Here is a 20,445-nt window from a genome sequence, read left to right on the forward strand (position 1 = left end):
ACTGAACTATCTTGAACAAGATAATCTCTCCTGACTATCTAGCCTCAGCTTGGCGGTAGTAATCCAAAACATAGTTACGAATTGCGCTGGTCAGTGGCGTATTCGATGGTCTCAGCGCATCGACTTCCCGGCACAACTCCTGAATTGGACGACGCTCTTTGCGAGCGATGTCGTCCAGCCCATGCCAGACCGCTGCCTCCAACCGAACGCGGGCACTCCGCCCAGGCAGCGGGATAGTGCGCGAAGTCACCGTCGGCCAAGTCATCAGGGCATCGAGAACAATGATGCCGGACATGCGACCAGTGGCCTTCTTCTGAATGAACATGACTCCACTCCCCTAGGCGCTGTACGGCGGCGGCCCGCGCAGACACGACGCTGCCTGCACATCTGTCTACCCGCCGGGGCCAAATCGGCACTGTGAAATTCTTCACAGCGGAACATCCCTTCGAATGTGAAGAGTTCAGTGTCACCACACACTGAAGGAATGGCTTCATGAACGTTTCGATCTCCCAGGCTTCAATGATCCGTGGCGCCGATGGCCGTCTGTATGCCGTGACCGCCCATGGCGTGTCCGAGGTCGCCGACAGCGCCATCGCCACCGCCCGCACCCATGTCCGTTCGGGCGACCGCGCCGGCTTCCAATCCGCCGACCATGAAGCCGGCCGCATCCTGATCACTCCGGGCGCCTGATCGGGTTCCCGGTTCCGGTTCTTCGGACCGTGGCCACCAGCACCGCTTCAGGCGCTGATCGGCCACGGACCCGGGAACGGGACGCGCCCTCTCGATGTTCTTCCGCCCCGGACAAGCCGCGATGCCCTTCGATCTGCTCGATGTCAAAGCCTCCGTTTCGGATGCGGTGAAGGCCCACACGGTCGGCACCCACCGGGTCATGGCGCCCGAACAGACCCTGGCACGGGTCGCCCCGTTCCTGCCGATCATGGGGATCACCCGGGTCGCCAACGTCACCGGACTGGATGCCGTCGGCATCCCAGTGGTGATGGTGACGCGGCCGAACTCGCGCTCCATCTCGGTGTCGCAGGGCAAGGGGGTGACGCTCGCCGCCGCCAAGGCATCGGGGGTCATGGAGTCGATCGAGAGCTATCACGCCGAACGCATCACCCTGCCGCTGAAGTTCGCCAGCTTCGAAGAGCTGCGCTGGACCCACCCGGTGGTTGACGTCGACCGCCTGCCACGGCTGTCGACCGGCAGCTTCAATCCCAACAGCCCCATCCTGTGGATCGAGGGGCAGGACCTGTTGAACGGCGGCCCGAAATGGGTTCCGTTCGAGATGGTCCACCTGAATTTCACCGTGCCGATGGCCCCCGGCCACGGCGCCTTCCTGGCCGGCTCGAACGGGCTGGCGTCGGGCAACCACAAGGTGGAGGCGATCAGCCACGCCGTCACCGAACTGGTGGAGCGCGACGCGACCACCCTGTGGCGCCTGCAGGACCCGGTCGCCCAGGCGACGACCCGCATCGACCTGGACAGCATCGACGATCCGGTCTGCCGCTCGCTGATCGACCGGTTCGAGGCGGCGGGCGTCGCCGTCGGCGTGTGGGAGACCACCAGCGACGTCGGCCTGCCCGCCTTCCTCTGCCGCATCGTCGAGCGCGAGGAGCTGCCCCAGCACTCCATCCGCCCGGCCACCGGCATGGGCTGCCATGTGGCGCGCGAGATCGCCCTGTCCCGCGCCCTGACCGAGGCGGCGCAGAGCCGCCTGACCTTCATCGCCGGCGCCCGCGACGACATGCCCCGCGCCGAATACGAGCGCCACCTCGACCCCGCCCACCATGCCCGCTGGAAGGCGATGATCGTCGATGGCACCGGCCGGCGCCCTTTCCATCACTGCCCGACCAGCACCGCCCCCACCATCGAGGCCGACCTCGCCCACCAGCTCGACCGGCTGCGCGCCGTCGGCATCGAGGAGGCGGTGGCGGTCGACCTGACCAAGCCCGAATTCGGCATCCCCGTCGTGCGCGTCGTCGTGCCGGGGCTGGAGGGTGCCGACGAATCCCCCGATTACCTGCTGGGCGAACGCGGCCTGCGCGTGCTCGGCACCCAAGCCATGGAGAAGGCGGCATGAGCGGCGTCTATGTCTTCCTCGGCCCCACCCTGCCGCGCGAGGATGCGGCACGGGAGCTGGACGCCACCTTCCTGCCGCCGGTCGCCCAGGGCGACGTGCTGCGCCTGTGCGCGGAGAAGCCGGCGGCGATCGGCATCATCGACGGCTTCTTCGAAAGCGTGCCGTCGGTCTGGCACAAGGAAATCCTCTACGCCATCCATGCCGGGATCCCGGTGTTCGGCGCCTCCAGCATGGGGGCGCTGCGCGCGGCGGAGCTGTATCCCTTCGGCATGGTCGGCGTCGGCGCCATCTTCGAGGCGTTCCGCGACGGCCGGTTGGAGGACGACGACGAGGTCGCGGTGATCCACGGCCCGGCCGAACTCGGCTACACCGCACTGTCGGAGGCGATGGTCAACATCCGCCGCACCCTGTCCGACGCGGTGGCCGACCGGGTGCTGACCGCCGGAACCTCCCTGCGCCTGGAGTCCATCGCCAAGGAGCTGCCTTACCGCGAGCGCGGCTATGGCCGGATGCTGCGGCTGGGTGGCGACATCGGCCTTCCGGCGGACGAACTGGCGGCGTTCCGCGGCTGGCTGCCGCAAGGCCGCTTCGACCAGAAGCGCGACGATGCCAAGGCGATGCTGCGCAGCATGGCACGGCGCCTCGGCCGTCCCGCCGGCAACGATGCGGTGCCGGAAGCCCGTTTCCATTTCGAACGAACCGTCCTGTGGGAACGTGCCCTGCGCGACGCCGCCCCCCTCGCGATGTAGGTGCGTTTTCGGTAGACTGATCGCGCCGGGGTGGCGATTGTCGCCGCCGCGGCGTGAAACGGTGCCGGGACGGATGGATGAACGCGCCCATGGATGTGGCGGCGGTGCTGAGGCGCAACCGCTTGCTCGGAGAACTCGACGCCGGGCAAATGGCGGAAATGCTGGGGCTGGGCCGTATCGTCCGCTTCGATGCCGACCGGATCATCTTCGACAAGGGCGATCCCGGCGACAGCCTGTTCGCCGTGCTGAAGGGCCAGATCGCCATCCGGACCTCCTCGGCGGATGGCAAGACCATGCTGCTGAACATCCTGGAGGCCGGCGATGTCCTGGGAGAGATCGGCCTGATCGACGGCCGGGAACGCACGGCCGCCGCCGTCGCCCTGCGCCCGGTCGAGCTTTACCGTATCGACCGGGTCGATTTCATTCCCTTCCTGGAACGCCATCCGCGCCTGTGCACCAGCATGATGGTGGTCCTGTGCGACCGGCTGCGCTGGGTGTCGGAGAACATCGAGGATGCCGTCTTCCACGACGTCCCGCGCCGGCTCGCCCGCAGGTTGCTGCTGCTGTCGGACAGCTACGGACAGCCGACCCCGGCCGGCTTGCGCCTGACCTTGCCGCTGTCGCAGGAAGCACTCGCCAACATGCTGGGCGTCACCCGCGAAATGGTGAACAAGTGTCTGGGCGCCCTGCGCAAAACCGGCGCAGTGACATATGCCAAAGGTTTTATCGTCATCAACGATCTGGCCTTGCTCAAGGACATGGCCGGGGATCCGGAACGGGCTCCCTAGGGAGAATCCTTACCTGCCGAAAGTTTTGTTCCCAAAGCCGGTTGTAGTCGCGTTATAGTGAGCGCGCGTTGGGGGCAATCGCACGGGCAGGACGAGGAATTAAGAGCATGTCGAGCGATGGGAACAATAGGTCTCGCACTGGTCAATTTGCGGGTGTCGCCTCCCTGGTCACCCGCACGCTGAAATTGTCCGGGCGCGATGTCTCCATCCGGTTGGAGCCGTCCTACTGGGAAGGGCTCGAGGAGATCTCCCAGCGGGAAGACCTGACGGTGGAAGAGCTGTGCGGGGATGTCCGCGACCGCATGGAACAGCAGGGCCGCCGCTCCTCCCAGGCCGGCGTATCGCTCGCGAACGCACTGCGCGTGTTCGTGGTCGGCTATTTCCGGCAGGCTGCGACCGAACGCGGCCATGCCCGCGCCGGCCACGGCCAGGGCCGTCCGTTCATCGCCACCCCCTTCGATACGGTTCCCGCCACCAGCGAAAGCTGAGAAGGGCCGGGATTCCGGGAAGGGGCGAGCACTTCGGCCCACCCCCCCTTACGGCATTGGAAGGGCCGCCTTACTGGGCGGTCCAGCCGCCATCCATGGTCAGCGCGGCTCCCCGCATGTTGCCGGCCGCTTCCGAGCACAGGAACACCGCCAGTTCGCCCAGCTGCTCCGGGGTGACGAAGGATTTCGACGGCTGCTTCTCGCTCAGCAACTCGCGCCCGGCCTCCTCTACCGACAGGCTGCGCGAGGCGGCCAGCGCGTCGATCTGCTTCTGCACCAGCGGCGTCAGCACCCAGCCCGGGCAGATGGCGTTGCAGGTGATGTCGGTCTCCGCCAGTTCCAGTGCCGTCACCTTGGTCAGGCCGATCACGCCATGCTTGGCGGCGACGTAGGCCGACTTGTTGACCGATGCCACCAGGCCATGCACCGACGCGATGTTGATGACCCGGCCCCAGCCGCGCGCCTTCATGCCCGGCAATGCCGCGCGGGTGCCGTGGAAGACGGCCGACAGGTTGATGGCGATCACCGCGTCCCAACGCTCCACCGGGAAGGCGTCGACCGGCGCCACATGCTGGATGCCGGCATTGTTGACCAGCACGTCCAGCCGGCCATAGGCCGCCTCGGTGGCGGCGACCATCGCCTCGATCTCCTCGGGCTTCGACATGTCGGCGCCGTTGTGGGCGACGCGCACGCCGAACTCCGCCGACAGCGACTGGCACAGCTCGGCGATGTAGGCGGCGTCGCCGAAGCCGTTCAGCATCAGGTCGGCGCCCTGCCCTGCGAGCTGCCGTGCGATTCCAAGGCCGATCCCGCTGGTGGACCCAGTGACGAGCGCGGCCTTCCCCTTCAGATTGGTCATTGTTCTTTACCTTTAGAGCGGCATGGGACGGAGATCCGGGGCGACGATCAGTTCGCACCCGGTGTTGGCGATCACCTGCTCCACCGTGACACCGGGGGCGGTTTCCTTCAAGACGAGGCCGGCGTCGGTCGGCTCGATGACGGCGAGGTCGGTCACCACCAGGTCGACCCGGCGGACCGAGGTCAGCGGCAGGGCGCAACGCTCGACGATCTTCGGTTCGCCCTTGGCGCTGTGCTGCATGGCGACGATCACCCGGCGGGCGCCGGTGACGAGATCCATCGCACCGCCCATGCCCGGCACCATCTTGCCCGGCACCATCCAGTTGGCGAGCCGCCCTTCGCGATCCACCTGCAGGCCGCCCAGCACGGTGACGTCCAGATGGCCGCCGCGGATCAGACCGAAGGAGAAGGCGCTGTCGAAGGACGCCGCCCCCGGCAGGGCCGAGATGGGCGAGCCGCCGGCATCGGTCAGGTCGTGGTTCTCCGCCCCGGTGATCGGGCCGGACATGCCGAGGATACCGTTCTCCGACTGGAAGAACACGTGCCGTCCGGCGGGGACGTAGCGGGCGACCAGGGTCGGCAGGCCGATGCCCAGGTTGACGAGGTCGCCGTCCATCAGCTCCAGCGCGACGCGCTTGGCGATCAGGGTCTTTTCATCCATGGCTCAATACTCCCCGATCAGCGCGGCGTCGCGGTGACGATGTGGTCGACCAGAACCGACGGCGTCATCACCGCATCGGGCGGGATGCAGCCGACCGGCAGGATGTCCTCGGCCTCGGCGATCACGGTGGCACCGGCCATCGCCATCAGCGGGTTGAAGTTGCGCGCGGTCAGCGCGTAGGTCAGGTTGCCGTACAGGTCGGCCTGCTTGGCGGCGACCAGAGCGAAGTCGGCCTTGATCGGCATTTCCAGCAGGTAGGTGACGCCGTCGATCTCGACCGTGCGCTTGCCCTCCTCCACCGTGGTGCCGACGCCGGTGGGGGTCAGCACGCCGCCCAGGCCGACGCCGCCGGCGCGGATGCGCTCGGCCAGCGTGCCCTGCGGCACCAGTTCCACCTCGATGTCGCCGGCGATCATCTGCTTCTGCGTCTCGGGGTTCAGGCCGATGTGGCTGGTGACGACGCGGCGCACCAGCTTTTCCACCACCAGCTTGCCCAGGCCGTTGTTGGGCCGGGCGGTGTCGTTGGCGATGATGGTCAGCTCGCGCTTGCCCTGGCGGATCAGTTCGTCCACCAGCCGGTTGGGGCCGCCGACGGCCATGAAGCCGCCGATCAGCAGGGAAGCGCCGTCGGGAATGCGCGCGACGGCCTCTTCCAGGGAAACGAGTTTGTTCTTCATGATCAGACGATCCCGGTCAGGTAATAGACGGCGATCACGAAGAAGACCGCCAGCGTCTTGATGCAGGTGACGGCGAAGATATCGCCGTAGGACTGCCGGTGCGTCAGCCCGGTGACGCCCAGCAAGGTGATGACGGCGCCGTTGTGCGGCAAGGTGTCCATGCCGCCGCTGGCCATCGAGGCGACGCGGTGCAGCACCTCCATCGGGATGCCGGCGGCGTTGGCGGCGGCGATGAACTGGTCGGCCATGGCCGCCAGCGCGATGCTCATGCCGCCCGACGCGGAACCGGTGATGCCGGCCAGCGCCGTGACGGTCACCGCCTCGTTCACCAGCGGGTTGGGGATGGCGGCCAGCGCGTCGCGGATGATCAGGAAGCCCGGCAGCGCCGCGATGACCGCGCCGAAGCCGTATTCCGAGGCCGTGTTCATGGCGGCCAGCAGCGACCCGCCGATGGCGGCCTTGGTTCCGTCGGCGAAGCGCTGGGACACCGGCTTCCAGGCGAAGGCCAGCACCATCAGGATGCCGCAGAGCAGGGCCCCTTCCACCGCCCAGATGCCGGCGACGGAGGAGACCTGCGTCACCAGCGGCTTGGCGCCCGGGGTCAGCGCCACTTCGCTGGTGGTGCCGTAGATGCCGGGGATCGCCATGGTGAACAGCTTGTTGAGCACGCCGACGGCGACCAGAGGCGACAGGGCCAGGATCGGGTTCGGCAGCGCTTCCGAGGCGACCGGCTCCGGTTCGTTGCTGTGTCCGCTGCCATAGCCCTCGCCCCGCGCGATGGCCGAGCGCACCCGCCATTCCAGATAGAGCAGTCCCAGCGCCAGGATGAAGATCGAGCCAATCACACCCAGCCAGGGGGCGGCATAGGCATCGGTCTTGAAGAAGGTGGTGGGGATGATGTTCTGGATTTGCGGCGTGCCCGGCAGCGCGTCCATGGTGACGGTGAAGGCGCCGAGCGCGATCACGCCGGGGATCAGGCGCTTGGGGATGTCGCTCTGCCGGAACATCTCCGCCGCGAAGGGATAGACGGCGAAGACCACGACGAACAGCGACACGCCGCCATAGGTCAGCAGCAGGCAGACCAGCACGATGGAGGTCACCGCACGCTCGCGCCCGACCAGCTTGATGACGGCCGAGACGATCGACTTGGAGAAGCCGGACAACTCGATCACCTTGCCGAACACCGCGCCCAGCAGGAAGACCGGGAAGTACAGCTTCACGAAGCCGACCATCTTGTCCATGAACAGGCCGGTGAAGATCGGCGGGACGGCGGACGGGTCGGTCAGCAGCACGGCCCCCATCGCCGCGATGGGCGCGAAGAGGATGACGCTGAAGCCCCGGTAGGCGACCAGCATCAGGAACGCGAGCGCTCCCACGCAGATCAGGAAACTCATTTGGACGATGCTCCCTCGGTTATTCTTTTCGGACGGTGACCGTCACGGGTGTGTTTTCGGGATTTACGGCTGAAGCAGACTGCGGAGCCGGGCCATGCCGGCGTCGTAGAAGTCGCGGACGAAACGCTCCGCCTCCGCCTCCGCGCCCTGGTTCGGGTGTGAGGTAATCGGACGGAAGGTGGCGGTCCAATCCAGGGCGGCCTGCCGTTCCCCATCGGCGCGCAGACGGATCTGCGCCAGAAGGTCGGCGACCGGGTACGGTCCTTCGACCACCGCATAGGTGTAGGCATCGTCGATGCGGCTGACATGCTCCAGCCGGTGGACGACCGGTGCCCCGTCATAAAGCCGCAGACGCCGAAGAGCGCCCTTCCCCACCCCCTCCACGACCATGGAGACCGCACCGGGATACCAGTCGCCCAACGCCCCGTTCCACCGAACCAGCGGCCACACGCGGCGTGCCGGAACGGGCAGATGAGAGGTTGCGGTGACCAGCGGCATCGGGGTGCGCTTTCTCATGGCGGCAGTCCCCTGAGGGCGGGGTGAAACCATGACAGCAAGGGTCATGCCAGAATTGCATGGACCGATAGTGACAGCCGAAACCTTTGATAAGGCTGATTTTGTGCATTGCACACAAAACTCACCGACCGACCACCTGTCTCACAATCGAGATTGTGTGGGGGAAAATCGTCTATTTTTAGAGACGGCGTCTCGAATTATAGACATCCACAACAGAGCGAAACGATCGTCCCGGAAGGCGGTTGAGCCGAGTTGTGAAATGCCGCTTGACCTTCCAGCCGCTGGAAGGCTCAGCCTGTGGAAATCGGGTGCGCCGTCGCACCGCCAAGGGAGAATCCCCATGCTGACATTGAAGGTATCTGGAATGTCCTGCGGCCACTGCGCCCAGACGGTGACCAAGGCGGTGGAAGCGCTTCCGTCGGTCGAGCGGGCTCTTGTCGACCTGAAGGAAGGCCAGGTGACCGTCGAGGGCAACGCCGAAGAATCGACCATCCGCCAAGCCATCGAGGACGCCGGGTACGAGGTGCAGGGCCGGGCCTGAGGCACCATCCACAAAAAGAATGGGCGCCGGCCATATGGCCGGCGCCCATTCCCGATGGCGTTTTCCCGGAAGGTTCTTTTGACGGTCTTTACTTGGTGAGGATCAGCTTGTTGGCGCGGGTCACGCGCAGGCGATAGCTCTGCCCGGCGTGCTGGATCACGATCTCGCGGCTGCCCGACATCAAACGGGCGGATTCGACCACCGGCAGGGATGCGGCGATGAAGGAGGCGGGAGCGGAGACGGCGCTGTCGTGCATGGCGTGTCTTTCTTGCTGGACGGACGTTGCGGTCGGCGATGCCCGGGCGTGAACCCTGAACCGGACACTACCCCCGTCCGAATCTAATTGCAAGTCATTCTCATTCTCTTTTGGGGATAGACCGTCAGCCCTTGACCGTCCGGTGCACCATCCAGCGCAGGCCGACCACCAGCAGCTTGTTGTACTCGTTGATCAGCAGGTTCGCGGTGCCGGGCCATACCCACCATTCGTCCAGATGGACGGTGGGGGCGACGACGGGATGGGGCACCAGATCCACGTCGGGCATCGCCATCGACAGCTCCAGCAGGCTGCGGCGCATGTGATAGTTGGCGGTCACCAGCCGCAGCGACCGGAACCCCTGGTCGCGCATCCAGTCCGCCGTCTCATAGGCGTTGCCGATGGTGCTGTCCGCCGAATAGCCCAGCGTGATGCAGCATTCCATCTCGGTCGGGGAACGGCGGGACAGCTTCAGCAGTTCCTGCACTTCCACCCCGTCATAGACGCCGGAGACGAACAGTTTCTTCGCCCGTCCGGCGGCCAGCAGCTCCAGCCCGGTGCCCAGCCGGTTGCTGCCGCCGGTCAGCACGACGATGGCATCGGTCGGCCGTTCGGCATCGGCGCCGGCGGGGGATGCACGCGGCACGTCGGCGGCGTACCAGACCAGGCCGCCAAGCCAGAGGACGGCCGCCACCAGCAAGCCGGCCAGCAGATGCGCCACCGCCCGCGCCACCGCGCCGCCGTGCCGCCGGTGCGCGGTTCTCATCGCGCCCCCCGGCTCACGGCATGGACTCCAGCGTGCGCAGCACGGTCCAGCGTGCGGTCGCCAACGCCAGCAGGGCCAGCATCCCCGGCACCAGAAGCAGCACCGCCCACTGCCAGGGCTGCAGCGACAGGTCGGCCAGCAGGCTGGCCCGCAGCCCCTGGGACGCCCGGTACAGCCCATACAGGGTGCCGCCGGCCAGCAGCAGGCCGATGGCGCCGCCGCGCAGGCTCAAGGACACCACATGCCGTTCGAACTGGCGGGACACATAGCGGTCGGTCGCACCCATCAGGTGCAGCAGCTCCACCACCGGACGGTGGATGGCCAAGCCGGTGCGCACGGCGAAAACCACCGTCATCACCGCCGCCGCCCCGATCAGCAGCACCACGCCCAGCGCCGCCAGCCGCACCGCCCCGGCGAAGGAGCGCAGGTCGGCCAGCCACACCGCATGATCGTCCAGCGTCGCCCCCGGCGCCGCCGACGTCAGGCGAAGCCGCAAGGCCGCGACGTCGACCGGCCCGTCGGCGGCGACGTCGATCAGCCGCGGCATCGGCAGCAGCGGGTCCGACGCCCCCGACCCCAGCCAGGGCTCCAGCAGCCGGGCGATCTCGCCCCCGCCCAGCACGGTGGCCGAGCGGATCCCGGGGAAGGCGCGCAGGACGGTCACCGCCGCCTCCACCCGCTCGTCCAGCGGCGCGACCGGAGCCCCCGGCATCGGCGCCACCTGGACGGTCAGCCCGCCGGCAAGGCCGCTGTCCCAGCGTTGCGCCATGTCCGACACCAGCATGGCGCCGGCCAGCGCCAATGCTGCCAGGAAAGCCATCAGCGCGGTGATCCAGCCAAGGAAGCGCGAGGAGGGATCGACCGCCAGCGGCAGGTCGGAGCGGGGACGGACCGGACGAAGCGCCATGCCGCTACTCCCACCGCGACTCTTGCGGGCGCGCGTCGCCGGCACGGCCGTCGGACGCACGGCCATCATGAACCCGGCTTCCGCGCGCGGGCAGCACCATCAACCGGCCATTGTCGAGATGCAGTCGCGGGTGGTCGAAACGGCGGATCAGCGCCTCGTTGTGGGTGGCGATCACCACGGTGGTTCCCAGCTTGTACAGTTCCTCGAACAGATAGAGCAGGCGCATGCCGATGCCGTCGTCGACGTTGCCGGTCGGCTCGTCCGCCAGCAGAAGCCGCGGCCGGTTAATGACGGAGCGCGCGATGGCCACCCGCTGCTTTTGCCCGCCCGACAGGGTGGACGGTTTGGCGTGCAGGTGGTTGCCCAGCCCCACCCAGCGCAGGATTTCGGTACAGTGGGCGACCACGTCGACCTCCGGCGTGCCGGCCATGCGCAGCGGCAGCGCCACATTGTCCAGCGCCGACAGATGGTCGAGCAGCGCGAAGTCCTGGAACACGACGCCGATCTGGCGGCGCAGCTCCGGCAGTTCGCGGCGGGTCACCATCGCCATGTCGCGGCCGAACAGGGTGACCAGCCCGCGCGACGGCCGGTGGGCCAGATACATCAGCTTCAGCAGCGACGATTTGCCCGCCCCGCTGGCACCGGTCAGGAAATGGAAGGACCCCGGCAGCAGGGTGAAGCTGATGTCGCGCAGCACCTCCGCCTCCGTGCCGTACCGCAAGCCGACATTTTCGAAACGAATCACGGTCCCACCACAGCCACGACACCCCTCCACGCCGGGGACAATGCACCCGGCGCGGGACGGAGTCCACCCCGCCCCGCGCTGCGGAACCATCTCCGCAACAGCGCGGAATACTTGAGAAGTCGGTGAAGACCTGACAAGTTGCCGGCCATGATCTGGATCCGGTCCCTTGCCTTCAACATCGCGTTCCACCTCTGGACCGCGCTGATGTGTTTCGCCCTGCTGTGGATGCTGCTGCTGCCGCGTCCGCAGATGGTCGCGGTCGTGAAATGGTATCTGAGCACCGTCGGCTGGCTGGAGCGCACGCTCGTCGGCATCCGCTACGAGGTGCGCGGGCGCGAGAACCTGCCCGACGGCCCCTTCCTGTTGGCGGCCAAGCACCAGTCGGCCTGGGAGACGATGAAGCTCCACCTTCTGGTGAAGGACCCGGCGATCATCCTGAAGCGGGAGCTGATGTGGATCCCGATCTGGGGCTGGTACGCCGCCAAGGCGAAGATGATCCCGGTCGACCGCGGCGCCGGCGGGGCGGCGATCAAGTCCCTGATCCGCAATTCCCGACCGGTGCGCGACGAAGGCCGTCCCATCGTGATCTTCCCGCAGGGCACCCGTGTCGCCCCCGGCACCTACCGCCCCTACCGGATCGGCGTGGGCGTGCTCTATGAAAGCCTGAAGATCCCCATCGTGCCGATGGCGCTGAACGCCGGCCTCTATTGGCCGCGCCACAGCTTCCTGAAGCGCCCGGGCACCGTGGTGGTGGAGTTCCTGCCGCCGATCCTCCCCGGCCGTCCGCGTGCGGAGGCGATGCGCGAGTTGGAGGAGGAGCTGGAGGCCGCCAGCGACCGCCTCGTCACCGCAGCCGGCGGCCCGCCCACCATCCGCCCGCCGCTGGCCGAGCCGGAGCAGAGCAAGCAGACGGCGACCGCAGTGTCGTGACGCTTCGTCCGGCCACCGGCCAGCTCACAACTGCTTGACTGCGACTGATAAATCCTTGAGCACCGTCGCGTATCTGCCTACGCTCGCGCAACGAATCGCCGGGAGGGCCGGTTGAACCGGCTCCCGATGACGCGCGAGAGGACGGATGACGCAGACCGCGAAGCCCCGGTGTCCCACCCGGCATCGAGAGCGCTGGAAAGATCGATGGCGTGCCGCCGCCGTCGCCCTTCTGATGACGGCGCAGCCGCTGGCGGTCCCCGTCGGCGCCATCCTGACCGTGCCGGCGGCACCCGCTCCGCTCGCCATCGCCGCCACCGCGGCGGTCTCCGTGGCACTCGCACCGGACGAGGCGCAGGCCCGCGCCGGTTCCCGCAGCAGCCGGTCCTCGTCCTCGGGCGGGTATTCCCGGCCTTCGCGCACCCCGTCCGTCGGCAGCGGCAGCAGCGGCGGCTATGCCCGCCCCTCCGCCCCGCGCACGCCCTCGACCGGAAGCAGCGGCGGCGGATGGTTCTCCGGCGGTTCCTCCAGTTCCAGCGGCGGCTACGCCCGGCCGGGCAACAGCGCCCCCTCGGTCGCCGCCCCGCCCACTTCCGCCCCCTCGATCTCAGCCGGTGACCGGACCTTCAGCCAGCAGGGCTCGGCCGACGCGCTGAACCGCTACCGCACCCGCCAGGAGGCCGACCGCACACCGCCGGCCGCACCGCCGCCCGCCGCCTCCACCCAGGGGCGCACCGGCAGTTCCAGCAGCTCCAGTGGATCGGGTTGGGGCTGGGGATCGGGCGGCTCCTCCTACCGCACCCCGTCCACCCGTCCGGCGCCCGTCAATCCCTATGGCCGCTACGGCTGGAACCCGCCGCCCTACGCCTACAGCGCGCCGCGCCGCTTCGGCATCTGGGACGGGCTGTTCCTGTGGTTCATGCTCGACACGCTGACCCGGCCGGGCCACGCTGCCTTCTTCCACAACAACGCCGACGACCCCGGCTATCGCGAATGGCGGCAGGAGGCCGACCGGCTGGCCCGCGACAATGCGGAACTGCGCGGCAAGCTGGACCAGCTCGACCAGTCGGTCGCCGCCCAGTCCGGCACCCCGCGTGAGGCGGGACAGCTGCCGCCCGACGTGCCGGCGGAGCTTGCCCGCGCCGACTCCTCCAGTTCGGTGGACAGCGCCAACGCCGCGCAGGCGTCCCAACCTTCCCAGGGCTCCGGCCACGGTTTCTGGTGGTGGGGCATCCTGCTGCTCGGCGTGGCGGTGCTGTTCCTGCTGTGGCGGGCACGGCGGCGGATGGATGCCCCGGCAGCGAAACCAAGCCCAGTCTCCAATGGCCCAGTCTCCAAGGGAGGATCGGACGTGCCCCTGTTCGGAACGCTCGGCAACTACGTGAACCAGAAGCTCGGCGGCAAGGCCTACAGCCCGTCGCTGTTCCGGCTGGGCATGGCGGTCACCATCGACCCCACCCCCTTCCTGCTGGCGGAGAGCGCCACCAAGGTGAAGGCACCGGACACCGGCAGCGACCGGCTGGTGTCGATCGAGGCGGTCGGCACCGTCACCTCGGGCCCGGCCACCGTCTATCGGCTGCATCTGCCGGGCGGCCCCGGAAAGACCGGGGGGTTCTTCCAGATTCATCTCGGCCCCGACGGGCAGCCGGACGAATGCCGCTATTTCACGCCCATCGACAGCGTGACGCCGTCAGACGAGGGCGAATGGGGCTTTTGGCTGGACGATGCCGAGGGGATGATCGGCTGGCCGGAGTTCCAGACCAAGGACGGCAAGCTCTATCCCCGCATTTGGCAGCCAGGCGCCAGCCGCATCCAGCCCTTCACGCTCAGCGAGGCGCGCCAGACCGAGCGCGGGACCGAGACGGTGGTCAGCCGGGCCATGCTGTATGGCGCGCCCACCGGTGCCGCGGCCCCCGCCCCCACCACGGAATACATCCTGGTGGAAGCGGTGGAGCGCTCCGGCCGCGCCTCGGTCGAGATCGCCGCCGGCATCGACGTGAATCCCGCCTCCCTCTCCCTGTCCTAACCCACACGACAAGAGTGCCGGCCCCATGGAAAGCACCTTCGGTTCCATCCTGACCGCGCTCGGCACCGGGCTTCCGGTGCTGCTGGTCCAGCTCGCCGTCACGCTGGCGCTGCTGGCGGTCGGCGTTGCCGTCTACACCCGCATCACCCCCTTCAACGAACGCCGGCTGGTGTCGGAAGGGAACACCGCCGGCGGGCTGACGCTTGCCGGCTCCATCGTGGCGCTCGCCATCCCGCTGGCGGCGACGCTGGCAACCAGCGCCTTCCTGCTGGACATCCTGCTCTGGGGCGTGGTGGCGGTGATCCTGCAGCTGGTCGCCTTCGCGGTCGCGACCCTGCTGATCCGCGACCTGCGCGGCCAGATCGAATCCGGCAACGTCGCGTCGGCGGCGACGCTGGTCGGGGTCCAGTTGGGGGTGGCGTTGATCAACGCGGCGGCCATGGCCGGTTAAGCCGGCCCCCCGAGAGGTAAGGATAAGGGGTCTGGTCGCCGGATCGTCCCCTCCCCATCTGTGCAGGCGAGGCGCCTTCCGGGGCGCTTCCAACAACCCTCATCGACAGGATTCACGCCATGCTTGCCTTCATCCGCAACCTTATGGGTGTCAAGACCGACCAAGCCGTCCAGGGCGCCATGGAGGCGCTGGTGCGCTGGGATCCCAAGTCCGCGACCGAGGCGGAACTGCGGACCATGGAGCAGCATTTGGACGGCCTGGGCCGGCAGGTGGCGGAAGCCCGCGCCATCTACGACCGCGAGCAGCGCGAAGCCGACGAGATCAAGGCCCTGTCGACCCAGCGCATGGCGGCGGCCGAGCATCTGCAGCGCCAGATCGACGCCGAGACCGATCCCGCCCGCAAGGCCGGCCTGGAAAAGAGCCTGGAGACCATCGTTGCCATGCTGGAGGAGATGGCCCCGGAGATCGAGCGCGAGGCCCGCGACGCGGTGGATGCCCGCGAGTTCCTGGAGATGCTGGAAAAGAACTATGCCGAGGCTGGCGGCAAGCTGAAGGCTGCCCGCGCCGAGCTGAGCCGCGCCCAGCGCGACATGGGTCGCGCCGACCAGCAGCGCGCCATGGCCGAGCGTCAGGCGGAAGCGGCCCGTCAGGCCGCCGGCCTCGCCGGCGCCACCAGCGGCCTCTCGGTCGCGCTGAAGGCGATGCAGGACACGGCAGCCAAGGATCTGGCCGCCGCCGAGGCCGCGAACGCCAAGGCCAAGCTGCTGCGCCCGTCGGCCCCCGAGAAGGAAGATCCCAACATCGCCGCCGCCCTGGCTGCCGCGTCGGGCAAGGCCACCGCCACCAGCCTGTCGGACCGTCTGGCGGCGCTGAAGGCCAAGCAGGGCTGAGGATTGGAGGGGATCGGTGGGGGAGACTCCGCCGATCCTTACCTCCTGGGGGAGTCCGCAGGCTTGACGTAATAACGCGAGTTATTACATTGTCCGGTGTTCCTGGGCTGAGGTCGCCATGCACACTGCCAAGCTGACGAAAATTGGAAACTCCACTGGATTGACTCTGCCGCGCGATGTTCTGGCAGCTGCCAATCTGGAACGTGGCGACGAGGTGGCGGTCGAGGTCAAGGACGGCCATATCGAGATATCCAAGGCCGATGATACCTATAATCGCGCACTGAATATCGGCCGGAGATTTTCCGCACGGTACCGCCGTACAATGGAAATTCTTTCAAAGTAGGCGGATGTGGACCAACCGACTGTCCGTGGGCGCCCCTATGTAAATCTTCCCTTGCAGGCTGTACTCGACCTGCATGGTGAATTGCTTGCCGAACATGGCGGTGCTCCCGGCATTCGTGACCTGGGAGCACTTGAGGCCTCGCTGGCACGCCCCTATCAGCTGATCGCTTACGGCGATGAACTGCTGACTATCTTTGATTTGGCTGCGGCCGCCTGCGCCAGCGTTTGCCGCAACCATCCTTTCGTAGATGGCAACAAACGAGCCGCTTTCGTCACGCTCGGCCTCATCCTGGGGCTCAACGGTTTTGAGCTCGACGCATCGGAACGTGAAGCCGCGGACGTCATCCTGGCGCTTGCTGCCGGCCAAATGGAAGAAGCAGCCTTTCGAAACTGGGTTGCCGATCACTCCTATGACATCAGTGACTTGGAATAGAATGGTTTTCAAGTTCGATTGAGCGCAATCCTTACGCCTCGGGGGAAGCCACCCTCGCCTTGCGTGCCGCCACCTCGAACGCCACGTCCTCGATCATCCCGGCGGTGAGCGAGGACAGGGCCGACTTCAGGCTCGGCCAGTGGTTCATGCGGGCGGTGTCGGCGACGGCGGCGTTCTTGGCCTTCAGGACGAGGCGGCGGCCGCCCTGGGGGGCCTCCTCCACCCGCTCCGGCTCCAGTTCGGCCAGCAGCGGGGCGGGGACCTTGCCCTTCAGGGCGTGCAGGACGGCGGCCCACAGCGCCGTCACGTCATCGGCGTCGGGCAGCGGGCCGAGATCGGCGAGGCCGGCTTCCACCGGATCGGCGGGGGCGATGGTGTCGACCTTGCCGATTCGACGGGCGCGGCGGCCGGCGCTGTGGCGTTCGCGCTCCAGATAGGTCTCGGCCGCCTCTTCCTCGTCCTTGGCGAGGAAATCGAGGGTCACAGCCTCGATCTTGCGGCCTTTCCGCTTCATCTTGTCTTCCGGCATGCTGACGCGGAAGGGGGCGAGCTGGTTCACCTCGGAGATGGCGCGGTCGATGGTGCGGGTGCGCAGGATTCCGAAATCCTTGTAGGCGCCCTCCGGCACGTTCATCAGCTTGCGCAGCGTGTCGATGTCCAGCTCCAGCGACGGGTAATCCATCTGGTAGCGCTGCATGCCGATCTCGTACAGCTTCAGCGCGTAGGTGCTGGTGACCTTGACCATCGCCGGACCGGACAGCTTTGCCCACAGCTGGGACGAGCGCTGGATTTCCAGGAAGGCGTCGGTGAACTGGAAATGGATGTCGGCGGCGTCGCTGTCCTCCTCCTCCTCCGGCCGGACATAGCTGGAGAGGATGCGCAGCTCGGCGCGCGACCGGCGGCCGCGGAAGGGGCCGATGACCACGAGGCTGGAGTCGAAGATCTCCTTCAGGGCGTCGAAGATCCGCTCGTTGCCCTTGTGGTTGCCGCGCACCACGCGCTTGGGCATGCGGTAGAGCTTGTTGGCGAAGTTTTGGCTGCCGGCCAGATGGATCATGAAGTTCAGCATCTTCTGCGCCGGCAGCGACAGGCGCGTGCCGTTGGCCGGATAGCTGTAGACCGCCTCCGCCGCCTTGATCAGATGCTTGTAGCCGTCGCGCTCGAAGGTGGCGCTGGCAACGCGGGCGGTCAGGCCGGCGACCGGAGCCGCGGATTCGGCGGCAACAGACGGCAGGGTGGCGGCGGCGCCGTCACCGTCGATCACCGCGCCGCCGGCCAGATCTTCCGGACCCAGCACGACGAGGTTGGAGGCGACCTTTGCCGAACCGGCCATGACGGGCGCAGCCGCGTCCGACGGGACGGACTCCTCCGCCACCGCACCGCGCGCCTTCCTGCGCCCCGTCCCCGCCATCGCAATCCTCCGCCAGAATCGCGCGAGGCTAAATCAATCCTTACCCCAAAAACAAGTAAGGAAAGGGTGGCGCCGAAGAATCCTGTTCATCCTTACATCCTGGGGGCAGAACCCTTACGCCCCGGGGGGTGTGCGACTCGCCCCCACCCGGTAAGGCTGTTTCCCCCACCCTGTAAGGAAGATTCGATGCGACTCGCGGACTCCTCTGGCTTTTCGCGCCGACGAATCCTCTTGAAAGGGAAAGGGAGAGCCAAGCGCCCGCTAAGTGTAGGATTTGCCAACGCTTCCCAAGTGCGAATCTCACCCGAAGTCGCCCTCCGGCATCCTTACACGACCCGAATCGGTCCGACTCGAGTCCGGGAAGCCTCCCCATGGAACATGCTCTATCCTTACTCCCTGGGGGCGTTCGGCCATTTTTGCTGTCCGGGGATCCATGGACAAGCGCCATCCTTACGGCTTGGGGGCACTCACGGCCAGATCCGGGCCCCCAAGAGGTAAGGATCGGCGGATTCTGGAGATCTGCAGGGTCTTCTTCAGAGCGATGTAAGGACTCTCAAGGGCTTAAGTGCCCCCAGGATGTAAGGAAGCCCGCCCCCAAGCCGTAAGGATCGGGAGGCGGGCCGGTCGGTCGCGGGAGGCCGGGATCCAGCCCCCAAGCAGTAAGGATAGCGGACGGAAGTTAAGCTAAACAGCTGATATAAAATGGCTTTTTAGTGGGCAGCCAGCAGGAACAGCCCCTGCCCCAGATAGACGCTGGCAGTGCCCATCACCAGATAACGGCTCCACAGGCGGAACTGCACATCGCTCATGCGGTCCAGCACGCGGCGGGAGAGATTCGTGCCGAGCAGGGCCATGGCGACCGACATCAGGATCACCGTCGATTCCACCGTCCCATCCACGCCGCCGGCGACCAGCGGAGCGAAGTAAGCGATCTTCACCAGATGGCCGACCGACTGAATCGCGGCCTTGGTGGCGACCACGCTCTGGCGGGTCATGGCGCTGCGGACGAAGAACACGTCCAGCAGCGGGCCGGAGATGCCGGCGACCAGCTGCACCCCCATGCACAGGAAGCCGCCCACGAGGCCATGCAGCGGCTTCCGGGCGTCCAGGGCCCAGCGCGTGGGCACCGCCAGGGCAAGGAAGGGCGTCAGCCCAAGAATCAGCAGCGACACCGCCCGGTCCGGAATGGCGCCGACCAGGGCGAACAGCAACCCGGCCCCGGATCCGCCCAGCGCGAATCGCAGGATGATCGGCCAGACCACATGGCGCCGCCACAGCCATGCCCGCCAGCCGTTGGAGGCGAACTGCGTCACGCCATGCAGCAGCATCGCCGACGGCACCGGCAGCAGGATCAGCAGCAGGCCCATCAGCACCATGCCACCGGCCATGCCGAACAGGCCCGACAGAAACGAGGTCACGAGAACGGTAAGGCCAAGCCCCACCATCAGCGGAAGCGTCAGCATGAATCGGTCCAAATGTCGGAGATCAGGCTGAAAATCTCGCATGCGCGCGGTTGCGCCGCAAACGGCATTGTTCGATGCTCAGCCTCAGGAAAAATTGGGGTCAAGTAAGGATGGACCGATGCGCCGCCTTCCTTCGCTGAACGGCCTGCGCGCGTTCGAGGCGGCGGCCCGCCATGGCAGCTTCACCGCCGCCGCGGCGGAACTGCACGTCTCCCAGGCCGCCGTCAGCCGGATGGTCAAGCTGCTGGAGGAACGGTTGGGTTTTCCCCTGTTCGACCGAAGGGCGAACACGCTGGTGCTGACCGAACGCGGCCGGGCGCTTCAGCCGACGCTGACCGAGGCGTTCGACGGCATCGCCCGGCGGGTGGAGCAGGTATCTTCGATGCGGGCCGGGCCGGTGCTGACGGTGGGCATGGGGGCGACGGTGGCGGTGCGCTGGCTGATCCCGCGCCTGTCCAGCTTCCACATCGACCACCCGGAGATCGAGGTGCGGATCGCCACCGGCGGGGCCGGCGCGCCGATGAACGACGACTGGACCTGCGCCGTCCTGTTGGGTGACGGCCAATGGCCGGGCTACGAGACGGAGCGGCTGTTCTCCTCCAGCCTGCAGCCGGTCTGCGCGCCGCGGTTGGCGGCGGGACTGCGCAGGCCGGCGGATCTGGCTGCCGCCACCCTGCTGCACGTCTCCCATTGGGCGGAGGACTGGCCGCGCTGGCTCGCCGCCGCCGGGGTGGCGGATCCGGGGGCGGCTTCCGGAACAAGGGGGCTGTCCTTCGGCAGCTATGCCATGACGCTGCAGGCGGCCATCGACGGCGTCGGGGTGGCGCTGGCACCGCGGCTCTACATCCTGGACGACATCGCCGCCGGGCGCCTTGCCACGCCCTTCGGACTGGCGGTGCCGATGGTCCATTCCTGGTATCTGGTCTATCGCGCATCCCGGCGCGAGGATGCGGGGCTGGCGCCCTTCCGCGACTGGCTCTATGCGCTGTGCGGCGAGGTGGAGTAGGCCCCTTTGTCCCTTCGGCGCATGGCCGGGCGGCGCAATTCGCCGATGCGCCGGCTGCGGGTGCCGACAT

The 20,445-nt window shown here is 67.4% G+C and carries 25 protein-coding genes; 13 read left to right on the plus strand and 12 right to left on the minus strand.

Features of this window, described 5'->3' with window-relative positions; genetic code table 11:
• Positions 1-34 precede the first annotated feature (34 nt).
• Entirely contained in the window at positions 35-325 is a 291-nt protein-coding gene (locus ACWPKK_RS24715; protein WP_452009665.1) for a ribbon-helix-helix domain-containing protein, read from the minus strand.
• A 167-nt stretch (positions 326-492) separates the two neighbouring features.
• Here ACWPKK_RS24715 and ACWPKK_RS24720 point away from each other — a divergent pair, with 167 nt between their 5' ends.
• The 5 genes from ACWPKK_RS24720 (at position 493) to ACWPKK_RS24740 (ending at position 4,108) form a co-directional block, all read left to right on the plus strand.
• On the plus strand, positions 493-690 hold the full coding sequence (locus tag ACWPKK_RS24720; protein ID WP_452009667.1) for a hypothetical protein: 198 nt from the start codon (positions 493-495) through the stop codon (positions 688-690).
• A 121-nt stretch (positions 691-811) separates the two neighbouring features.
• Positions 812-2,083, plus strand: a complete 1,272-nt coding sequence (locus ACWPKK_RS24725) for a YcaO-like family protein (protein ID WP_452009670.1) — start codon at positions 812-814, stop codon at positions 2,081-2,083.
• Complete coding sequence (locus ACWPKK_RS24730; protein ID WP_452009672.1) at positions 2,080-2,832, plus strand: TfuA-like protein; 753 nt, start codon at positions 2,080-2,082, stop codon at positions 2,830-2,832. The genes ACWPKK_RS24725 and ACWPKK_RS24730 overlap by 4 nt, the downstream gene beginning before the upstream one ends.
• 77 nt (positions 2,833-2,909) lie before the next feature.
• Positions 2,910-3,620: a Crp/Fnr family transcriptional regulator gene (locus tag ACWPKK_RS24735; protein ID WP_452009675.1), complete on the plus strand. Its 711-nt coding sequence runs from the start codon at positions 2,910-2,912 to the stop codon at positions 3,618-3,620.
• A gap of 107 nt (positions 3,621-3,727) precedes the next feature.
• Positions 3,728-4,108, plus strand: a complete 381-nt coding sequence (locus tag ACWPKK_RS24740; protein WP_452009677.1) for a ribbon-helix-helix domain-containing protein — start codon at positions 3,728-3,730, stop codon at positions 4,106-4,108.
• A gap of 70 nt (positions 4,109-4,178) precedes the next feature.
• On the opposite strand, the gene ACWPKK_RS24745 is transcribed toward ACWPKK_RS24740, so the two are convergent.
• The 5 genes from ACWPKK_RS24745 to ACWPKK_RS24765 form a co-directional block, all read right to left on the minus strand.
• Entirely contained in the window at positions 4,179-4,967 is a 789-nt protein-coding gene (locus tag ACWPKK_RS24745; protein ID WP_452009680.1) for a 3-hydroxybutyrate dehydrogenase, read from the minus strand.
• Positions 4,968-4,979: 12 nt separating this feature from the next.
• Positions 4,980-5,627, minus strand: a complete 648-nt coding sequence (locus tag ACWPKK_RS24750; protein WP_324864432.1) for a 3-oxoacid CoA-transferase subunit B — start codon at positions 5,625-5,627, stop codon at positions 4,980-4,982.
• A gap of 17 nt (positions 5,628-5,644) precedes the next feature.
• Positions 5,645-6,304, minus strand: a complete 660-nt coding sequence (locus tag ACWPKK_RS24755; protein ID WP_452009683.1) for a CoA transferase subunit A — start codon at positions 6,302-6,304, stop codon at positions 5,645-5,647.
• Positions 6,305-6,306: 2 nt separating this feature from the next.
• The gene (locus ACWPKK_RS24760; protein WP_324864428.1) at positions 6,307-7,698 is read right to left on the minus strand and encodes a GntP family permease; all 1,392 of its coding nucleotides are present in this window, start codon (positions 7,696-7,698) and stop codon (positions 6,307-6,309) included.
• A gap of 63 nt (positions 7,699-7,761) precedes the next feature.
• Entirely contained in the window at positions 7,762-8,214 is a 453-nt protein-coding gene (locus ACWPKK_RS24765; protein ID WP_452009686.1) for an SRPBCC family protein, read from the minus strand.
• A 340-nt stretch (positions 8,215-8,554) separates the two neighbouring features.
• On the opposite strand from ACWPKK_RS24765, the gene ACWPKK_RS24770 reads away from it, so the two are divergent.
• Entirely contained in the window at positions 8,555-8,755 is a 201-nt protein-coding gene (locus tag ACWPKK_RS24770; protein ID WP_452009689.1) for a heavy-metal-associated domain-containing protein, read from the plus strand.
• A gap of 88 nt (positions 8,756-8,843) precedes the next feature.
• Here ACWPKK_RS24770 and hemP read toward each other — a convergent pair whose 3' ends face one another.
• The 4 genes from hemP to ftsE all read right to left on the minus strand — a co-directional run bounded on the left by hemP (position 8,844) and on the right by ftsE (position 11,426).
• The gene (gene hemP / locus ACWPKK_RS24775; RefSeq protein WP_085091948.1) at positions 8,844-9,011 is read right to left on the minus strand and encodes a hemin uptake protein HemP; all 168 of its coding nucleotides are present in this window, start codon (positions 9,009-9,011) and stop codon (positions 8,844-8,846) included.
• Between the two features lie 124 nt (positions 9,012-9,135).
• Entirely contained in the window at positions 9,136-9,774 is a 639-nt protein-coding gene (locus tag ACWPKK_RS24780) for a YdcF family protein (protein WP_452009691.1), read from the minus strand.
• 13 nt (positions 9,775-9,787) lie between these two features.
• Positions 9,788-10,681, minus strand: a complete 894-nt coding sequence (locus tag ACWPKK_RS24785; RefSeq protein WP_452009694.1) for a cell division protein FtsX — start codon at positions 10,679-10,681, stop codon at positions 9,788-9,790.
• Between the two features lie 4 nt (positions 10,682-10,685).
• Positions 10,686-11,426 (minus strand): cell division ATP-binding protein FtsE, encoded by a 741-nt coding sequence (gene ftsE, locus ACWPKK_RS24790; RefSeq protein WP_452009696.1) that lies wholly within the window; start codon positions 11,424-11,426, stop codon positions 10,686-10,688.
• A 147-nt stretch (positions 11,427-11,573) separates the two neighbouring features.
• Here ftsE and ACWPKK_RS24795 point away from each other — a divergent pair, with 147 nt between their 5' ends.
• The 6 genes from ACWPKK_RS24795 to ACWPKK_RS24820 all read left to right on the plus strand — a co-directional run bounded on the left by ACWPKK_RS24795 (position 11,574) and on the right by ACWPKK_RS24820 (position 16,495).
• Positions 11,574-12,356, plus strand: coding sequence for a lysophospholipid acyltransferase family protein (locus ACWPKK_RS24795; protein WP_452009698.1), 783 nt, complete (start codon positions 11,574-11,576; stop codon positions 12,354-12,356).
• Between the two features lie 232 nt (positions 12,357-12,588).
• Positions 12,589-14,379, plus strand: coding sequence for a DUF2491 family protein (locus tag ACWPKK_RS24800; protein ID WP_452009701.1), 1,791 nt, complete (start codon positions 12,589-12,591; stop codon positions 14,377-14,379).
• Positions 14,380-14,404: 25 nt separating this feature from the next.
• Positions 14,405-14,830, plus strand: coding sequence for a DUF350 domain-containing protein (locus ACWPKK_RS24805; RefSeq protein ID WP_324864411.1), 426 nt, complete (start codon positions 14,405-14,407; stop codon positions 14,828-14,830).
• A gap of 119 nt (positions 14,831-14,949) precedes the next feature.
• Entirely contained in the window at positions 14,950-15,720 is a 771-nt protein-coding gene (locus tag ACWPKK_RS24810; RefSeq protein ID WP_452009704.1) for a hypothetical protein, read from the plus strand.
• A gap of 118 nt (positions 15,721-15,838) precedes the next feature.
• A complete protein-coding gene (locus ACWPKK_RS24815) occupies positions 15,839-16,063 on the plus strand; it encodes an AbrB/MazE/SpoVT family DNA-binding domain-containing protein (protein WP_324864407.1) in 225 nt (74 codons plus the stop codon).
• 51 nt (positions 16,064-16,114) lie between these two features.
• Positions 16,115-16,495, plus strand: coding sequence for a type II toxin-antitoxin system death-on-curing family toxin (locus ACWPKK_RS24820; protein WP_452009706.1), 381 nt, complete (start codon positions 16,115-16,117; stop codon positions 16,493-16,495).
• Between the two features lie 31 nt (positions 16,496-16,526).
• Here the strand turns inward: ACWPKK_RS24820 and ACWPKK_RS24825 are convergent, their stop codons facing one another.
• Positions 16,527-17,906 carry a replication initiation protein gene (locus ACWPKK_RS24825; protein ID WP_452009709.1) on the minus strand — a complete coding sequence of 460 codons (1,380 nt, stop codon included), beginning with the start codon at positions 17,904-17,906 and terminating at the stop codon, positions 16,527-16,529.
• A gap of 710 nt (positions 17,907-18,616) precedes the next feature.
• Entirely contained in the window at positions 18,617-19,369 is a 753-nt protein-coding gene (locus ACWPKK_RS24830) for a TSUP family transporter (RefSeq protein WP_452009711.1), read from the minus strand.
• A gap of 118 nt (positions 19,370-19,487) precedes the next feature.
• On the opposite strand from ACWPKK_RS24830, the gene ACWPKK_RS24835 reads away from it, so the two are divergent.
• Positions 19,488-20,375: a LysR substrate-binding domain-containing protein gene (locus ACWPKK_RS24835; protein WP_452009714.1), complete on the plus strand. Its 888-nt coding sequence runs from the start codon at positions 19,488-19,490 to the stop codon at positions 20,373-20,375.
• Positions 20,376-20,445 lie beyond the last annotated feature (70 nt).

The organism is Azospirillum largimobile (assembly GCF_977007025.2).

Bases quoted from the DNA above. Each gene is read 5' to 3' on its own strand.
- ACWPKK_RS24715 (WP_452009665.1), bottom strand. From the start codon at position 325: ATGTTCATTCAGAAGAAGGCCACTGGTCGCATGTCCGGCATCATTGTT.
- ACWPKK_RS24720 (WP_452009667.1), top strand. From the start codon at position 493: ATGAACGTTTCGATCTCCCAGGCTTCAATGATCCGTGGCGCCGATGGC.
- ACWPKK_RS24725 (WP_452009670.1), top strand. From the start codon at position 812: ATGCCCTTCGATCTGCTCGATGTCAAAGCCTCCGTTTCGGATGCGGTG.
- ACWPKK_RS24730 (WP_452009672.1), top strand. From the start codon at position 2,080: ATGAGCGGCGTCTATGTCTTCCTCGGCCCCACCCTGCCGCGCGAGGAT.
- ACWPKK_RS24735 (WP_452009675.1), top strand. From the start codon at position 2,910: ATGAACGCGCCCATGGATGTGGCGGCGGTGCTGAGGCGCAACCGCTTG.
- ACWPKK_RS24740 (WP_452009677.1), top strand. From the start codon at position 3,728: ATGTCGAGCGATGGGAACAATAGGTCTCGCACTGGTCAATTTGCGGGT.
- ACWPKK_RS24745 (WP_452009680.1), bottom strand. From the start codon at position 4,967: ATGACCAATCTGAAGGGGAAGGCCGCGCTCGTCACTGGGTCCACCAGC.
- ACWPKK_RS24750 (WP_324864432.1), bottom strand. From the start codon at position 5,627: ATGGATGAAAAGACCCTGATCGCCAAGCGCGTCGCGCTGGAGCTGATG.
- ACWPKK_RS24755 (WP_452009683.1), bottom strand. From the start codon at position 6,304: ATGAAGAACAAACTCGTTTCCCTGGAAGAGGCCGTCGCGCGCATTCCC.
- ACWPKK_RS24760 (WP_324864428.1), bottom strand. From the start codon at position 7,698: ATGAGTTTCCTGATCTGCGTGGGAGCGCTCGCGTTCCTGATGCTGGTC.
- ACWPKK_RS24765 (WP_452009686.1), bottom strand. From the start codon at position 8,214: ATGAGAAAGCGCACCCCGATGCCGCTGGTCACCGCAACCTCTCATCTG.
- ACWPKK_RS24770 (WP_452009689.1), top strand. From the start codon at position 8,555: ATGCTGACATTGAAGGTATCTGGAATGTCCTGCGGCCACTGCGCCCAG.
- hemP (WP_085091948.1), bottom strand. From the start codon at position 9,011: ATGCACGACAGCGCCGTCTCCGCTCCCGCCTCCTTCATCGCCGCATCC.
- ACWPKK_RS24780 (WP_452009691.1), bottom strand. From the start codon at position 9,774: ATGAGAACCGCGCACCGGCGGCACGGCGGCGCGGTGGCGCGGGCGGTG.
- ACWPKK_RS24785 (WP_452009694.1), bottom strand. From the start codon at position 10,681: ATGGCGCTTCGTCCGGTCCGTCCCCGCTCCGACCTGCCGCTGGCGGTC.
- ACWPKK_RS24795 (WP_452009698.1), top strand. From the start codon at position 11,574: ATGATCTGGATCCGGTCCCTTGCCTTCAACATCGCGTTCCACCTCTGG.
- ACWPKK_RS24800 (WP_452009701.1), top strand. From the start codon at position 12,589: ATGACGGCGCAGCCGCTGGCGGTCCCCGTCGGCGCCATCCTGACCGTG.
- ACWPKK_RS24805 (WP_324864411.1), top strand. From the start codon at position 14,405: ATGGAAAGCACCTTCGGTTCCATCCTGACCGCGCTCGGCACCGGGCTT.
- ACWPKK_RS24810 (WP_452009704.1), top strand. From the start codon at position 14,950: ATGCTTGCCTTCATCCGCAACCTTATGGGTGTCAAGACCGACCAAGCC.
- ACWPKK_RS24815 (WP_324864407.1), top strand. From the start codon at position 15,839: ATGCACACTGCCAAGCTGACGAAAATTGGAAACTCCACTGGATTGACT.
- ACWPKK_RS24825 (WP_452009709.1), bottom strand. From the start codon at position 17,906: ATGGCGGGGACGGGGCGCAGGAAGGCGCGCGGTGCGGTGGCGGAGGAG.
- ACWPKK_RS24830 (WP_452009711.1), bottom strand. From the start codon at position 19,369: ATGCTGACGCTTCCGCTGATGGTGGGGCTTGGCCTTACCGTTCTCGTG.
- ACWPKK_RS24835 (WP_452009714.1), top strand. From the start codon at position 19,488: ATGCGCCGCCTTCCTTCGCTGAACGGCCTGCGCGCGTTCGAGGCGGCG.